At 44.4% G+C, this 14,720-nt stretch carries 13 protein-coding genes and 1 pseudogene; 8 read left to right on the forward strand and 6 right to left on the reverse strand.

Going from position 1 to position 14,720, the window contains the following annotated elements; all coding sequences use genetic code 11:
* Positions 1 to 253: 253 nt before the first annotated feature.
* Both folE and P4S59_RS19110 read left to right on the forward strand, forming a co-directional pair.
* The gene (gene folE, locus P4S59_RS19105; RefSeq protein ID WP_006741127.1) at positions 254 to 907 is read left to right on the forward strand and encodes a GTP cyclohydrolase I FolE; all 654 of its coding nucleotides are present in this window, start codon (positions 254 to 256) and stop codon (positions 905 to 907) included.
* 275 nt (positions 908 to 1,182) lie between these two features.
* Positions 1,183 to 2,421, forward strand: a complete 1,239-nt coding sequence (locus P4S59_RS19110) for an NRAMP family divalent metal transporter (RefSeq protein ID WP_337168866.1) — start codon at positions 1,183 to 1,185, stop codon at positions 2,419 to 2,421.
* 47 nt (positions 2,422 to 2,468) lie between these two features.
* Here P4S59_RS19110 and P4S59_RS19115 read toward each other — a convergent pair.
* Positions 2,469 to 3,415 (reverse strand): annotated as a pseudogene (locus tag P4S59_RS19115) (TDT family transporter).
* A gap of 261 nt (positions 3,416 to 3,676) precedes the next feature.
* On the reverse strand, positions 3,677 to 5,080 hold the full coding sequence (gene clcA / locus P4S59_RS19120) for a H(+)/Cl(-) exchange transporter ClcA (protein WP_005396086.1): 1,404 nt from the start codon (positions 5,078 to 5,080) through the stop codon (positions 3,677 to 3,679).
* Between the two features lie 491 nt (positions 5,081 to 5,571).
* On the opposite strand from clcA, the gene P4S59_RS19125 reads away from it, so the two are divergent.
* On the forward strand, positions 5,572 to 6,150 hold the full coding sequence (locus P4S59_RS19125) for a hypothetical protein (protein ID WP_337168867.1): 579 nt from the start codon (positions 5,572 to 5,574) through the stop codon (positions 6,148 to 6,150).
* On the opposite strand, the gene P4S59_RS19130 is transcribed toward P4S59_RS19125, so the two are convergent.
* Positions 6,131 to 6,544 carry a helix-turn-helix domain-containing protein gene (locus P4S59_RS19130; RefSeq protein WP_005396084.1) on the reverse strand — a complete coding sequence of 138 codons (414 nt, stop codon included), beginning with the start codon at positions 6,542 to 6,544 and terminating at the stop codon, positions 6,131 to 6,133. The two genes, P4S59_RS19125 and P4S59_RS19130, sit on opposite strands and share 20 nt — an antisense overlap.
* Before the next feature lie 95 nt (positions 6,545 to 6,639).
* Between P4S59_RS19130 and P4S59_RS19135 the strand changes: the two genes are divergently transcribed.
* The 5 genes from P4S59_RS19135 to P4S59_RS19155 all read left to right on the forward strand — a co-directional run bounded on the left by P4S59_RS19135 (position 6,640) and on the right by P4S59_RS19155 (position 12,463).
* Positions 6,640 to 7,548 (forward strand): aldo/keto reductase, encoded by a 909-nt coding sequence (locus tag P4S59_RS19135; protein ID WP_047008144.1) that lies wholly within the window; start codon positions 6,640 to 6,642, stop codon positions 7,546 to 7,548.
* 367 nt (positions 7,549 to 7,915) lie between these two features.
* On the forward strand, positions 7,916 to 8,920 hold the full coding sequence (locus P4S59_RS19140; protein ID WP_006741121.1) for a response regulator: 1,005 nt from the start codon (positions 7,916 to 7,918) through the stop codon (positions 8,918 to 8,920).
* Positions 8,920 to 9,357, forward strand: coding sequence for a PAS domain-containing protein (locus P4S59_RS19145; protein WP_005396081.1), 438 nt, complete (start codon positions 8,920 to 8,922; stop codon positions 9,355 to 9,357). The genes P4S59_RS19140 and P4S59_RS19145 overlap by 1 nt, the downstream gene beginning before the upstream one ends.
* A gap of 86 nt (positions 9,358 to 9,443) precedes the next feature.
* Positions 9,444 to 10,985 (forward strand): NAD(P)H-hydrate dehydratase, encoded by a 1,542-nt coding sequence (locus P4S59_RS19150; RefSeq protein ID WP_337168868.1) that lies wholly within the window; start codon positions 9,444 to 9,446, stop codon positions 10,983 to 10,985.
* A 434-nt stretch (positions 10,986 to 11,419) separates the two neighbouring features.
* On the forward strand, positions 11,420 to 12,463 hold the full coding sequence (locus tag P4S59_RS19155; protein ID WP_005396079.1) for a GMP reductase: 1,044 nt from the start codon (positions 11,420 to 11,422) through the stop codon (positions 12,461 to 12,463).
* A gap of 134 nt (positions 12,464 to 12,597) precedes the next feature.
* Here the strand turns inward: P4S59_RS19155 and P4S59_RS19160 are convergent, their stop codons facing one another.
* The 3 genes from P4S59_RS19160 to P4S59_RS19170 all read right to left on the reverse strand — a co-directional run bounded on the left by P4S59_RS19160 (position 12,598) and on the right by P4S59_RS19170 (position 14,672).
* A complete protein-coding gene (locus P4S59_RS19160) occupies positions 12,598 to 13,011 on the reverse strand; it encodes a hypothetical protein (RefSeq protein WP_233059819.1) in 414 nt (137 codons plus the stop codon).
* A complete protein-coding gene (locus P4S59_RS19165) occupies positions 13,011 to 13,880 on the reverse strand; it encodes a linear amide C-N hydrolase (RefSeq protein ID WP_337168869.1) in 870 nt (289 codons plus the stop codon). Before P4S59_RS19165 ends, P4S59_RS19160 begins: the two co-directional genes overlap by 1 nt.
* A gap of 465 nt (positions 13,881 to 14,345) precedes the next feature.
* The gene (locus P4S59_RS19170) at positions 14,346 to 14,672 is read right to left on the reverse strand and encodes a hypothetical protein (RefSeq protein ID WP_170901855.1); all 327 of its coding nucleotides are present in this window, start codon (positions 14,670 to 14,672) and stop codon (positions 14,346 to 14,348) included.
* Positions 14,673 to 14,720: the final 48 nt, after the last annotated feature.

Raw genomic sequence — 14,720 nt, forward strand, 5'->3', positions numbered from 1 at the left:
CTCTACCATAAAAGGGGACCGAGTAAGAATGTCCACCTATAAAATATGGGTGTAATTATTCAAAAATCCGAGTATCCTTGTCACCCATCCGAAAGGGGTAAAGTTCCTACGGAGCATGAGAAAATAGCTCAGTGTATTCTTGTTATGTGCCTTGGCGTTATAAACATCGGACTGAGCGACTTTAACGCTACGGGATGAAAACACGGCAATTGTATTTCACACCGAGAGTGGTAGTTACAAAAGAGGAAGTGGAATGTCAGGTCTTAGCGAGTCAGCAAAGTTAGTGAAAGAAGCGCTAGAGCAACGCGGGTTAGAAACACCAATGCGCCCTAATGCCGTTAGCCGTGAAGAGAAGAAGGAAAAGATTGAATACCACATGCGTGAGATTCTTGGTCTGCTTCAGCTCGACCTTACGGATGATAGCTTAGAGGAAACGCCACACCGCATTGCAAAAATGTACGTGGACGAGATTTTCTCTGGTTTGGATTACTCCAACTTCCCCAAGATCACAGTTATCGAAAACAAGATGAACGTGAGCGAAATGGTTCGCGTGAAAGACATTACTGTGACCAGTACGTGCGAACACCATCTTGTGACAATCGACGGAAAAGCCGCTGTTGCTTATATTCCTCGCGGTAAGATCATTGGCTTGTCTAAGATCAACCGTATTGTTCGTTTCTTTGCGCAACGCCCTCAAGTTCAAGAGCGTATGACCCAGCAAATCCTTGTTGCTTTGCAAACATTGCTTGAGTCTGACGATGTAGCGGTGACTATCGACGCGACGCATTACTGTGTGAAGTCACGCGGCGTGATGGATGCCACCAGTGAAACCACGACTACAGCGTTAGGTGGTATTTTTAAGAGCAACCCAGCGACCCGTGCTGAATTTCTGCATGGCCTGCGTTAATCAAATCGACAAATAAAATTGAGAGAGGATGGCGAGTTGCCATCCTTTTTTATATCTTTTATATCCAAATCATCGTCAAGTGAGTCGCAATAAATAGTAATTATGCAATTGTGTATTGACAGTCACATTCGTTGCTCTTAATATATGCGCCCAATGAACGGCTACAACTTGTAATCGTTTGTTTTAAAAAGAGATATTTCTCTAAGTTCAGCTGATCTCGGTCAGTTGTCTTTCTATTTTCTAATAATAGAAAGACAACAAATTTGGGACTCGGCATGACTACACAAAGCACTATCAGCACCTCCTCTATTTCAGCTCCAGTTACAGAAAGCAGTTGGCAAAAGAAAGCCATGCTTAGTGTCGCTTTTTTGATGGCGACAACCTCTGTGGGTCCCGGCTTTTTGACTCAAACCGCAGTCTTCACAAATATCTACAAAGTCGACATGGCATTTCCAGTTTTGGCTTCCATTTTTATCACGTTTGGTATCGTGATGAACTTGTGGCGTATTGTCGGCGTTTCTGGCATGCGAATCCAAGACATTGCGAACAAAGTGGCACCCGGCATGGGTTATGGTGTTGGTATTCTCCTTGCGCTTGGTGCAGTGGCGTTTAACTTTGGCAACGTGAGTGGCGCAGCGTTAGGCATCAATGTGCTAACGGGCGTGGACACAACATGGGGCGCACTGTTTACCGGTGTCGTTGGCTGTTTGTTGTTTGTGGTTCATAACGCCTCCAAACGAATGGACCAAATGGCCCGCTACCTTGGCTTGTTCATGATTGTTCTGATCGCATACGTGGCTATGACGAGTTTACCTCCGATGGGAGAGACACTAAGTGCAGCGGTGATGCCTATGGATGTTGGTAGTTTGCTTCTGCCTACGTTGACTATCGTTGGCGGCGCAGTTGGCGGTTACTACACGGGTGCACAACGCTTAGTAGACATCGGCTTGAAAGGCAAAAAGAACGTGCCTTCCATCACCTCAACAGCGTGGGCTGGTATTTCTATTGCGGTGGTTATTCGAATCCTACTGTTTTTGGCAGTGTTTGGCGTTATCGCGACAGGCGCAACGCTGGATACGGCTAACCCTGCGGCGGATGCTTTCCGTCAGGGTGCTGGCCAGCTTGGTTACTTCATCTTTGGCTTAGTACTGTTCGTAGCTTCCATCACGTCTGTGGTTGGCAACTCTTACATGGCTATATCATTAATTAAGACGCTTTTCCCAGTTGTGGCGCGAAACGAGAAAGCTTGGTGTGTTGGTTTCATTATCCTAACCTCGCTAGGCACGGTAACCATGGACATGCCAATTCTTCTTTTGATGCTAGCGGGCCTAGTGAACAGCATTATTCTTCCTATCGTTTTGGGCACTGTATTGGTTGCGACAAAACGCAAAGATATTGTCGGTGACTACCAACACCCAATGTACTTAACGCTAACTGGAGCAGCGATTGTTATCGTAATGGCAGCATCGAGTTTGACTAACATTGGGAACTTCATGGCGAAGTTTGCGGGTTGATGTCTTATTGATAGAGATAAACAGCGGCCTCAGATGAGGCCGTTTTTTTATGCTTGTTTAGAGGGCGACTTAACTATTTCTGGCCAATACATTTTGATGTAACCTGCCGATACCCAAACCACCAACACAGTCGCAATGCTGAGCTCTAAAAAGCCAAAATCGTGTAGCCAGTGCCAATGTGGGTGCGATTCGGCAAAAAAGGAGGTTAAGCGGTGCATCGCAATGGCACTGATCACGGAAGGAAAGGTTACCGCCGCGATAGAAGGTTGAAACTTCAATCGAAGTAAGCGGAAGTAACACAGGTAGATCAATAACGTCATTGTGATAGCAATCCCTGCTAATGCGCCCGTCAGTATCGGATCGGGAAGGGAAAGTTCACCAAGTATGCCGCCAATGACAAGTTTACCGGTGCGGCCATAATTGCGAGGGTCGGCCTGGCTCGTCTCGGTAGAGATCCGAAAAACACCAAACGATAGAGCACCAGCGGTAACATAAAGAAATAAATGCCAATGCACATCATCGCTAAGGTTTCAGAGAATAGGTTGTGACCCAATTGGGAGCCTGCTAATGAGCTGCTGATCAGTCCCACTGGATAGAGAAACCAACTAGGTACGATATTCGACATTTTGAAGTTCATTAGCTGAAAGCTAAAAAACAGTACCATCATAGTAAAATGCAGCAAAAGTGCCATAAACCAGAGTGGATAAGCAATGATTGGCGCTACAGAAGCAAGATAATCTGCAAGGATCAGTAACGCCATACTCATGGGGGCCATTAAGCTACCGCTCAATGGGTGACGAATGTCGACCATAAATAATCGTGGATTCGTGGCATATTTTATCAGCACAGGGGCGAGTAAAAGCGCGCCGAGTGACGCTAAAAATGGGCGTATTGGTTCACCAATTTCAGGGACATAGAGTGCCCAAGCTTGTCCTAAACCTATCATACCTAGCGCTAACGCGGCTTGAGACGGCGGAACGCTATAAAACTGCACAAGTCTTCTCCAGTTCAAATCTACTCCATTTGATTTTTGCCTGAATGAAACGAAACGTGATGATTTGGATGAAATGCTCTATTTGAGTAGCGAATACTAGCAAGTTTAGAGAGTGCTTACTCATGAAAGGTGGTGAGGAAATATCAGAGAATGGTATTTTTGTGAGTTTGGTATCGAATATTTGGGAAAGGATGTAAAAATGTAGAGTTTATCGCTCCAAACCTTTCGATAGTCTGGAGCGAAATAATAACAAAGCGAGAATTATGTCGATTGGTTTTCAGGAAGATCCTGCTGACGTAACTTATCGTTTTTGATTGTACGATGTAGCAACTGGCTGTAAATCGGTTGTCCGCCAAACAACTGAGCAATAATCACGGCACCTAAACAAGTAATGATAAGTGGTAGAATTAAGTAGTAGTTATTGGTCATTTCAATCACCAACAAAATGCCCGTGATCGGTGCGCGTACCGTTGCAGCAAACAGGGCCCCCATGCCCGCAATAGCAAATACGCCAGGTTCGATATCAAGCGTAGGAAGCAACACATCAGCACTCGCTCCGAATGCATAGCCAAACAAGGTCCCCAGAGCAAGCATCGGTGCAAAGATACCACCCGGCGCACCAGAGCCAAAGCATAGCAACGTCGTGATGACGCGACCAAAGAAAAGCAGAACTAAAACGGATACCGAGTAGTTGCCATTGGTAATATCAGGAATAAGGCCGATGCCACCGCCAGTTAGCTGCGGCACGTATAAGAGAAGCAGACCAAAAATGCCACCAAGTAGTGACCCCACAATTAAATAGCGTTTACGATCGTTTTTGTGAATTGCGACAAAACTGTCTTGTGCCACGGTAATCAATTTATTGAAGATCACTCCGAATACGCCAAACAATGCGCCAAGCAATAAAAACAACCAAAGTGACTGAAGCTCTGGAGAGTGATATTGCGGCATTGTGATGACAGCGTCTTGCCCGTTGATGGCGCGAAACACAATGTTGGCCATAATAGCAGAGATGATCACCGCGCGAATTGAGATCAGAGAATAGCGAAATTGAGGTCGCATTTCCTCCACAACGAACATAATGCCAGCTAGTGGGGCATTAAAGGCGGCAGCCAAACCACCAGCGGCACCTGAAGCGAGTAGGGAATGACGAGTATCGTCATCTTTCACACGGAAAATATCGGTCACCATTCGACCAACTGCGCCGCCCATTTGAACTGTCGGACCTTCGCGACCAAGTACCATACCGGAGCCAAGTGCGCCCATGCCGCCGAAGAATTTAACAGGTAGAACTCGCCACCAGCGCACTGGACGAATGTTGTCCATCGCGCCTTCTATTTCTGGGATACCTGAGCCCGCCGCCTCTGGAGCAAAGCGGTGAACAAGAAAGTAACCAACAAAAGCAAGCAGAGCACTGATCAGTACAGCAGCAAGCCAAAGAGGAAGTACGCTACCGATTTCGCTTCTTAGCCATTCGGTACGGGTTTCAGAAACAAAATGAACCGCAAGTTCGAAGTAAGTGCCGACAAAACCAGCTAGTGTGCCAACGATTGCGGCCATAATCAGGACAGAAAATGGTGTGGACCCTCGAGAGACAAACTGGTTAATCGCATCTTTCGGTACGTGCGCTAACACAGATTTCACAATTCTCTCTCGTTTGGTCATTAACAAGTTCTCCTGTTGCTGGTGGAAGGGACGCGAGAAAGTATACGCTTCGCAGAGTCTAGACCTAATCAATAAAGATGCAATTTAGCTTTTCACTATTGAGTGTTCGAAGTGTCGCGATATCATTCATTCACCAAAACTGTGCTATTGCTCTCATAATTTGGGATAAAAAACTTGTTTTTTGAGCAAAATGAACCATGCTTTAGGTGTAAAGCAACATGACTGCTTCAGAAGGAGGGATGTGAGGTTTTACACACAATTTGGATGGATTCAAACCCTACGGTAAGTCCTCGTTTTATGTTCGGGATGCATCAATAGACATCTTCGATTCGCACACTCACGATTGAGTAACGAGGTAGAGGCGCACGCAAATGTGCGCCTTCTTAATTTCTGCTCTACAACTTTCCGCACTACCTGCCACTATTTTTATCTTGAACAATTTCTACTAGTCGGTAATGTCTGGGTTCGATGTTAATCAACCAGAGTAATTCATGCGCTTTTATCCTCGAGTCCTGTTTTCTTTATGTTGTTTTTCGGTAACGTTTCCAGCATTTTCGACGCCGAGTTGGTGGCAGGACACGTTGTCTTCAATGCCGTACTCCAATTTAAAAGAGCGTATAGAGACAAGGGGAAGCTGGTATCGCTGTGACGTGCAGCAGCAAGATGTTTCAACGTATATCAGCACATTTTGTTTGGACGATTTTTCGTACTATCAGCAGCATCTGTATGGTGAAGTTGTTTTGGGAAAGGACAGTGCTCAGTTCTCTTTTTTGACCGAATATCAATGGCAAAGTCTCAATGACTTAATCCTCAATTTAAGAAAAGACGGATTAGTTTTACGCAACATAACTATCGGACAAGAACACTATGACGTCGTTGAAGCGCTGGAAAAGAAATCTTCTGAGCTTGTCGATAAAGAAGTTGTCTTGTTGATAAACCGCTATCCGCAAGAAACGATTCGAAGCTTATTTTGGGTAAAACCGGACGAGTTTTCGTCGCCATCACCGTCTTTAAATGTGGAATTGCACAGCGATGGCGAAATTATCGATGTTAAAGTGACTCGTTTTTAGATTCTTTATGGAGAGATAGGAAGGTCGCCATCGCAGACTCGTCTAAAAATCCATCCGATTTTTTGTGCGCACGCAGGTATTGATAGCCAGCGATGAGCTTACGGTGCTGTTCTTCTGCCTCATCTGGCAACGGCTGATTCATAACGTGTTGAAATGCAAGTTTGTACGCATCCATATCTACGACTTCAGCGCGGCGATATAAATAACCACATCCGGTCGCTAACCATTCAAGAGAGCAGTTGGCTCGCATCGCAATTTGATTTGCTTTCGTTAGGCTCGGTTCACTGCCTTTTAAATATTTGCGTATTAAAGCTTCAGACACATCAACGCGTCGTGCAAATCCGCTGATGCTTTCTTCTCCGATCAAGGTGGCTAGGCGTTGGGCAAAAGACATATTTCGTACTCCAGTTCGAATTGCCAAAGTTTACCCGTTGAGCCGATGTGAAAACAAGACTACGATGAATGCAGATCAATTGAAGGAGAAAAACCATGGTTGCAAAAGTTGTGACTGCACCAAAAGGCCCTGAGTTCTCAGAGCTGGTCCAAGGATATTGGCGTGCAGTTGATTGGGGTATGACTGCTCAAGAGCGTTTGTCATTCCTCAAGCAACATATTGAGTTAGGCATTACCACGGTCGATCACGCAGACATATACGGTAATTACGAGTGTGAGAAGTTGTTTGGTGAAGCACTTGCTCTCGATAAGAGCGTGCGAGAGCAGATTCAGATCGTCACAAAGTGTGATATCAATCTGTGCGGAGATAAAACACCAGAGCGTAAGATTAATCACTATGATACGAGTTCCGCTCACATCTACCAATCGGTGAATAACTCGCTTGAGCGTTTGAATGTGGACGAAATCGATGTGCTTTTAATCCATCGCCCTGACGTGTTAATGGATGCCGATGAAGTGGCTGAAGCATTCTCAGAGCTACACAAAGTGGGTAAAGTGAAGCACTTTGGTGTATCTAACTTTACTCCACGTCAGTTTGAGCTGTTGCAATCTCGTTTAGGTAAGCCTCTTGTGACTAACCAAGTGGAAATCAACCCGCTTAATTTTGAAGTTGCACATGATGGAACGCTTGATCAAATGCAAATGCTGCGTACGCGCCCAATGGCTTGGTCTTGCCTCGGTGGTGGCTCAATCTTCAGTGGTGACAGTGAGCAAGCCGTTCGTGTTCGCAACGAATTAGAAGCGATTCGCGAAGAAGTGGGCGCGACTAGCATTGACCAAGTGATTTACGCTTGGGTACGCCGTTTGCCATCTAACCCAATTCCAATCATTGGCTCTGGTAAGATTGAGCGTGTGCAAACGGCAGTAAATGCGCTGAATATCGAATTGACTCGTGAGCAATGGTATCGCGTATGGGTGGCTTCTAAAGGTCACGGTGTGCCATAGAAGTGACACTTTATTGATGAATACATTATTCAAGGCACCCTATGAAAGGGTGCTTTTTTATTGCTACGTGATACCGATTTCCCCAGTACTCATACTGAGCGGATAGAGTGGGAGTAAAAACGAATTTTTAATTTAAAATGCAACTTTGTGCTTATTTTTAATGGAGGCGTTTTATCCATGTTTGTTTCATGTCACTAAACAGCGAATGGGATGTTTGCTTTTTCGCCATTTTGTTCACTCATCCATTCATATTGCGTATGCTTATTGAATAAAAAAAGAAATAAAAACTCGTCAGTTTTCTCGTATTACATGCTGTAACAATCTGTTAGACTCCGGCGCAGATTGTGGAATATAAAAAGGTGATTGAATGTCTTTTCCCGTACTCATCTGTGATGATTCAGCGTTAGCACGCAAACAGATGGCGAGATCACTACCAGCCACATTGAATGCCGATATTACGTTTGCTATCCACGGAAAAAATGCGCTAGAAGAACTCGAAAAGAACGAGTTTAAATTGATGTTTCTTGATTTGACCATGCCAGAAATGGATGGCTTTGAAACACTAGAAAACATGCAGCGGTTAGGGAATACAACTCCGGTGGTTGTGGTGTCGGGGGATATCCAACCTAAAGCGAAAGAGCGCGTGTTCGCACTGGGTGCAAAAGCGTTTATTCAAAAACCGATCGCCAAAGATGAACTCAAGAATGCGCTTAAAGAGTTGGTGGAGCCAGAGCCTCGTCCTCAAATTATCACGCCTGTTTCTATTGAGTTACCGATTTTACGTCGTCGCGATATTTACATGGAAGTGGCGAACGTCTCTATTGGTCGAGCCGCAGATGCATTGGCGCGTCACTTTGATGTGTTTGTGCAGTTACCGCTTCCGAACGTTAATATCTTCGAAGTGAGTGAACTACACATGGCTCTCCGTGACTTAGCGTCGCATGACAACGTATCGGGCGTTTGCCAGGGCTTTTGTGGCGAAGGTATTGCGGGTGAAGCGCTGGTGATTTTGAGCGATTCGAGCGTATCGGATCTCAAGAAGTTGATGAAAGTGCCGGCTGACAGCGACGAACTGGAAGAGCTTGAGCTGCTCATGGATATTTCCAATATCTTGGTGGGGTCATTCTTAAATGGCTTGGGCGAACAATCTGAAGTGCGATTCTTCCAAAGCCCTCCAGTGCTTCTTGGTCAGCATATATCAATTGATTCGATCATTGAGTCTACGACGGGCGCATTCAGCCGCACCATGACATTCGAGGTGAGCTACAACATTGAGGGAACGTCAATCCGTTGTGATTTATTGTTTATGTTCGTCGATGAATCTTTGCCGCTGCTCGATAACAAACTGTCATATCTAATGGAGGAGTTCTAATGTTGAATATGCCAGCAGAGTTTGAACAATTCCATTGGATGGTCGACATGGTACAAAACGTCGACATGGGGCTCGTCGTCATTGACCGAGATTATAATGTGCAAGTGTGGAATGGGTTTATGACTCATCACAGTGGTTTGCAATCTCATGATGCAATTGGTCGTTCTATCTTTGATATCTTCCCTGAAATCCCTCAGGAATGGTTTAAGTTAAAAACAAAGCCCGTGTATGATTTAGGTTGCCGCAGCTTTATTACGTGGCGCCAGCGTCCTTACTTGTTTCGCTGCCGTAACGTACGTCCTGTCACTCAGCAAGCGGAGTTTATGTACCAGAACGTTACGCTGAACCCCATGCGTACCCCGACTGGAAAAATCAATTCGTTGTTTTTATCTATACAAGACGCGACGGCTGAAGCATTGATGTCTCAGAGTCAGTAGCGATAAAAAACTTTCTCAAAAGCCAAGGTTCGCCTTGGCTTTTTTGTATACTTATAATTGTGTTTCCTAATGCGCAGAACGTGAAGATGGACTTTAATCTCGCCCTAAAACTCTACACCGCAGAACAAGTAAAAAACGGTGAAACGCTGGCAGCGCAAATGGCTGGTGTTTCTATGTATAGCCTAATGCAACGCGCAGGTATGGCTGTGTATGAGCGTTTTTTACACTTGTATCCCAAATCAAAAAATATCTTAGTCATTTGTGGCAAAGGGAATAATGGTGGTGACGGATACGTATTTGCCTCGCTTGCTAAACAAGCGCAACTCAATGTACAGGTTTTCCAACTTGGTGATGTGACTGCGCTCAAAGGTGATGCTTTACGCGCATATCAAGATTGGCAGTCCATCGATGGCGTTAACAATGATTGGGATGAGTGGAATACCGCATTGCTAGAAGCCGATGTGATCATTGATGCCATGTTAGGCACTGGTTTAAGTGGTGAGGTTCGTTCGGAGTACCGTCGCTACATTGAGCAAATCAATCAAATTCACACCCCAGTGATTGCAGTCGATATTCCTTCCGGGTTGTGTGCAAATACAGGTGCTATTTTAGGCGATGCCATTCATGCTAAGCATACTGTAACCTTCATTGGTGTTAAGCAAGGCTTGTGCACCGGACAAGCGAGAGATCGAGTTGGTGAACTCCACTTTTGTGGGTTGGGTGTAAATGTTGAGTTTGATTCTATCGAAGTAGAAAGTGCACTAGGTATTGATCATCAGGTTGTTTCAAGGTTAATGCCCAAGCCAAACCCGACAGCACACAAAGGTGACAATGGCAAACTACTTTGTGTCGGTGGTAACCAAGGTATGTCAGGAGCGATTCGTTTATGTTCCTCCGCAGCGGTTAGATCCGGAGCGGGTTTAACTGCCGCAATTACTCACCCGAGTAGCCTTATTCCGCTACAGATTGGCTGCCCAGAAGTAATGAGCCAAAGCATCACCGCCGACTTACTCAGGGATACTGAGAACGACTTAACCAAACGCATTCGCTGGGCTGAAGTATTGGTGTTTGGTCCAGGTTTTGGTGATGATGAGTGGGCTTATCAAGCCTATCAATATCTGGCTCAAGAACAGAAACCTAAAGTTGTTGATGCTGATGGGCTCAATATTCTAGCGATGCTAAGCCAACGATGTGATGGCACTTTGGTGTGCGACAACCAGCGAGTGATCACGCCGCATCCTGGAGAGGCAGCTCGACTATTAAATGTGACCACTCAACAAATAGAAAATGACCGATATTCTGCTGCAAGACAACTGCAAGAGCGTTATGGCGGTGTGGTGGTTTTAAAAGGTGCGGGAACGCTTATTTACGATGGAACGAGAATGTACGTCTGCCTAGCGGGTAACGCCGGAATGGCGACGGGCGGAATGGGAGATGTGCTATCTGGTGTTATTGGTGCGTTGCTAGCTAAAGGGTTACCCATTTCCGTTGCGGCACGTTTAGGTGTGGTACTCCACAGTCATGCTGCGGATATAAACGTGAGTCAGCATGGTCAAGTTGGTCTTTTGGCAAGTGATGTTATAGGCACACTTCGTACCGCTATTACTCAACAAATCGATAGGACGTAGTTAGATCTCGCCCATTACTATGAAAAAGTGGGCGATTTTTTGAGTACTTTTTCCGAATTAGCAGCACATCTTAGTATTAGGTGATTGAGTTTTAGGCAGATTTGAGAGGTTGTGCGTTTTCATTTTAAAGGTATGACGCAAAGGTTTGCGCAATAGGTTAACTTAAACGTTTTCTTAAGTTGTTGATAATTATAAATAATGAGAAAAAATAACGACTTGAGGAGTGTTTTTGATATGCGATTATCAAGATGGTATCACAAAAAAATTCAAATATCAGACTTGTAGGAAATAAATCACAGCCTATAATGCTGAAAACCGGAGCGTCTGCCAACGCTCCGGTTTTTTTGTGTCCGAAGAACAGTGAACTCGTCTGCCAACGAAATCACTACGCACTCTGAGATGACACATATACATATGAATCAAGGAATTACACAATGCGTATCGAACAAGAACTTAAGTTAGGTTTTAAAGATGTACTGTTTCGCCCGAAACGTTCTACCCTTAAGAGCCGTTCTCAAGTAAATTTAACCCGCGATTTTACATTCAAGCATAGTGGTCGTCAATGGTCTGGTGTGCCTGTAATCGCAGCAAACATGGATTCGGTTGGTAGCTTTGCAATGGCTAAAGCGCTAGCTGAGCATGGTGTAATGACTGCTGTTCACAAACATTACACGGTAGAAGATTGGGCTGAGTTTGCTAAATCAGCTGATAAAGCAACCCTGAATAACGTAATGGTGTCTACGGGAACATCTGACGCAGACTTCCAAAAAACCAAAGATATTATGGCGCTTTCAGATGAATTTATTTTCATCTGTATCGATATTGCAAATGGTTACTCAGAGCATTTAGTCGAGTATGTTGAACGTGTGCGAGCAGAGTTCCCAGACAAGGTGATTTCTGCGGGTAACGTGGTTACTGGTGATATGTGTGAAGAGTTGATCCTCGCTGGTGCAGACATCGTGAAAGTAGGCATTGGCCCTGGCTCAGTTTGTACAACTCGTGTAAAAACGGGTGTTGGTTACCCGCAGCTTTCTGCAATCATCGAGTGTGGCGATGCAGCGCACGGCCTTGGTGGCATGATCATCGGTGACGGTGGTTGCTCATGCGCAGGTGATGTATCCAAAGCATTCGGCGGCGGTGCGGACTTTGTTATGCTAGGCGGCATGTTAGCGGGCCACGAAGAGTCAGGCGGCGAAGTGATCGAGAAAGACGGCGAGAAGTTCATGAAATTCTACGGCATGTCTTCTAAGAGCGCGATGGAGAAGCACTCAGGTGGTGTTGCTGGCTACCGTGCGGCCGAAGGTAAAACCGTATTATTGCCATACCGTGGTAGCGTGCACGGCACTATTCAAGACATCCTTGGCGGCGTTCGCTCAACTTGTACATACGTGGGTGCAGCAAAGCTTAAAGAGCTAACCAAGCGTACTACATTCATCCGTGTTCAAGAACAAGAGAACAACGTGTTCGGTAAAGAGTAAATCGACTGAATGGCGATTATCTTGTTTAGTTCCAGATAAATTAAGAATAGTGAATTTAGCAGTTTGTCTTTTAAAAGCCCCGCTTAGAAAGCGGGGCTTTTTGCTTCTCATTTGTTTGCGCTTCAAAATTAACTCTAAGCGATTTTAATAGTTGGTCGAGATTCGACTTGTTCAAACGGTAATGATGTTGTAACTGGCATGAGCTGTAAAACGCTTGAAATCTGACAGTCTCTATTTAATCCAATATAGTCTTTGACATTGGCTACTCGCCAAGTCATGTCTCCGTAAGTACGCAGATAGAACGCGGGTGACTGATGACTGTTATGTCTAATAACGCTCCATTGGGTGATATCACTAAAAAAGACTTCAGGGTTATCGGATGTCTCAAACTCATTCGCCATGATGCCCAAAGGTATATCAACGCGATTAAGTAGCTTTTGTCCGAGTGAGAAGGCTTCGTCGAAGTTAGTTGGTTGTTCGCTTAACTGCTTAATTGCATAGGTTTGTACAAATCGAGACGGCGGTGTTGGGTCGGCGGGTAGGCCCATCAAGCCAGCGCCATTGATTGAAGTGGGCCAGGCACTTGGACATGACGTTGCATGGTTACTTCATTGTTCGGTTCTGGGTTGTAGTTGCGCAAATTGGAAAAATATGAGAGGTGATTGACATGCCAATGGTAATTTGGGCAGTTAGTCATTACTCCTACGTAGGAGTGGTCCACAACCACTTTATAATCATCAAAGTCATATTCGGTACATTGATAGCGTGCTTGCTGATTTTCCTCTTTGCTGAACATATTGCTTTCTTTAAATGCTCGATAGATATGCATATTACCGTTAAAAAACTCAATGACTGCACTGTCATTATTTGCATCGTGAATCACGAAATGCTGATCCAACGTCATATTGTCACTCTCTGTTTCACCAGTTGAAATAGTCGAATTAAACACGTAAACGGGGTGAGTAGTGAAGTACGTCACCATCTCGTCCACAGTATTAAACGTAGACAAGATAAAAGTACCAAACAGGCCGCTGCCTAATGCAAAGGCATCATCAGGGATGTGAGAGGTCGATACATTTTGATTGAGAATGGGCAAGTACAGTGACCCAACAGAAAGGCCAGATTCATTAATGCCATCAGCTGTTAAAAGAGGGTGGGTAATGGCGTTGCAGTGTATGAAGCTCAACTCTCCCTGCCAATTTGCTCGAAACTCACATTCTTTACTGTGACGTTTTGGCGGCTGACCATTGAAAACACGGTCGGCTTTTCCGTCGGAAGTAACGGTCGTAATTTGGTAAGTTTGTTGGGCTCTAAACCAAATCTCGGTCTGAAGGTTAACTGCAAACTCCATGGTTCTAGCGGATAAGGTTTGGTTGTTGCAACCATAATTGATATTCACATCTGTACACATAGCCATGCTTTCCGTTGTTTATTTTGAATGATGCATATCCAAGAAACTCTCTGAATCAAATGCTTAGAGATTACGTGGATATAGAAGAATTGCGCTTTAATAATGGTTTTAGCCATTGAGATAAGCGCATGCTATTAATTTAAGCATTCAATCAAAAAACGTCAGTAGCAGTTTAGTATCAGTTGATAGAGTTAAAATAAAAAGTGATGTATTAAGTAAAAATCTTTGATCTTAGAACTCAATAATATATTTATTTTTTCAATCTTGGTTACTCTAGATTTAAAGTTGATTTTAAAAGTGATTTGTATTGATTCGATTATCTTGCAGTGGTGATATAAAGTGAGAACATAAAGTTAACAATTTCAGATTGTGATTGAAAATGGGGAGGGTTTTCAATCCAAATACCGAGAAATGAAACTGCCCGAGAAGTTGTGCAACTGTCTCGGGCGAAGTGATGAATCGGGTAAGCGGCTATAAAGTTTTCTCACAAGAACCGCTAAGTGGTGGAGATATTTTTAAATTATCATTAAAGATTTCCACAGCGACGGGGCCTTTATTTTCGTCTTTTGCATAGAATGCACAGGACTTGTTCCCAGTATAGGTTTCACCTGCCTTTTTGAAACTGTAGTACCAGGAGTCATGGGTAGCGGCACCGGATTCAAAACTAGCAGATTCAGATTGTTCGCCAGTATTCAAGTCGAAACGGACCTCCATTTCCGGAGAGTCTTTAAATCTCACATATCCGGTGATTTTATCGCTGGAGTTATTTTTAACGTAAAATGAACCCTTAGTTGTCATAATTTTTCCTCTTTTTTTAATTTCTATACGTAATAGAACGGCCAAATG

Source organism: Vibrio sp. M60_M70, assembly GCF_037162085.1.
Classification (GTDB): domain Bacteria; phylum Pseudomonadota; class Gammaproteobacteria; order Enterobacterales; family Vibrionaceae; genus Vibrio; species Vibrio diabolicus.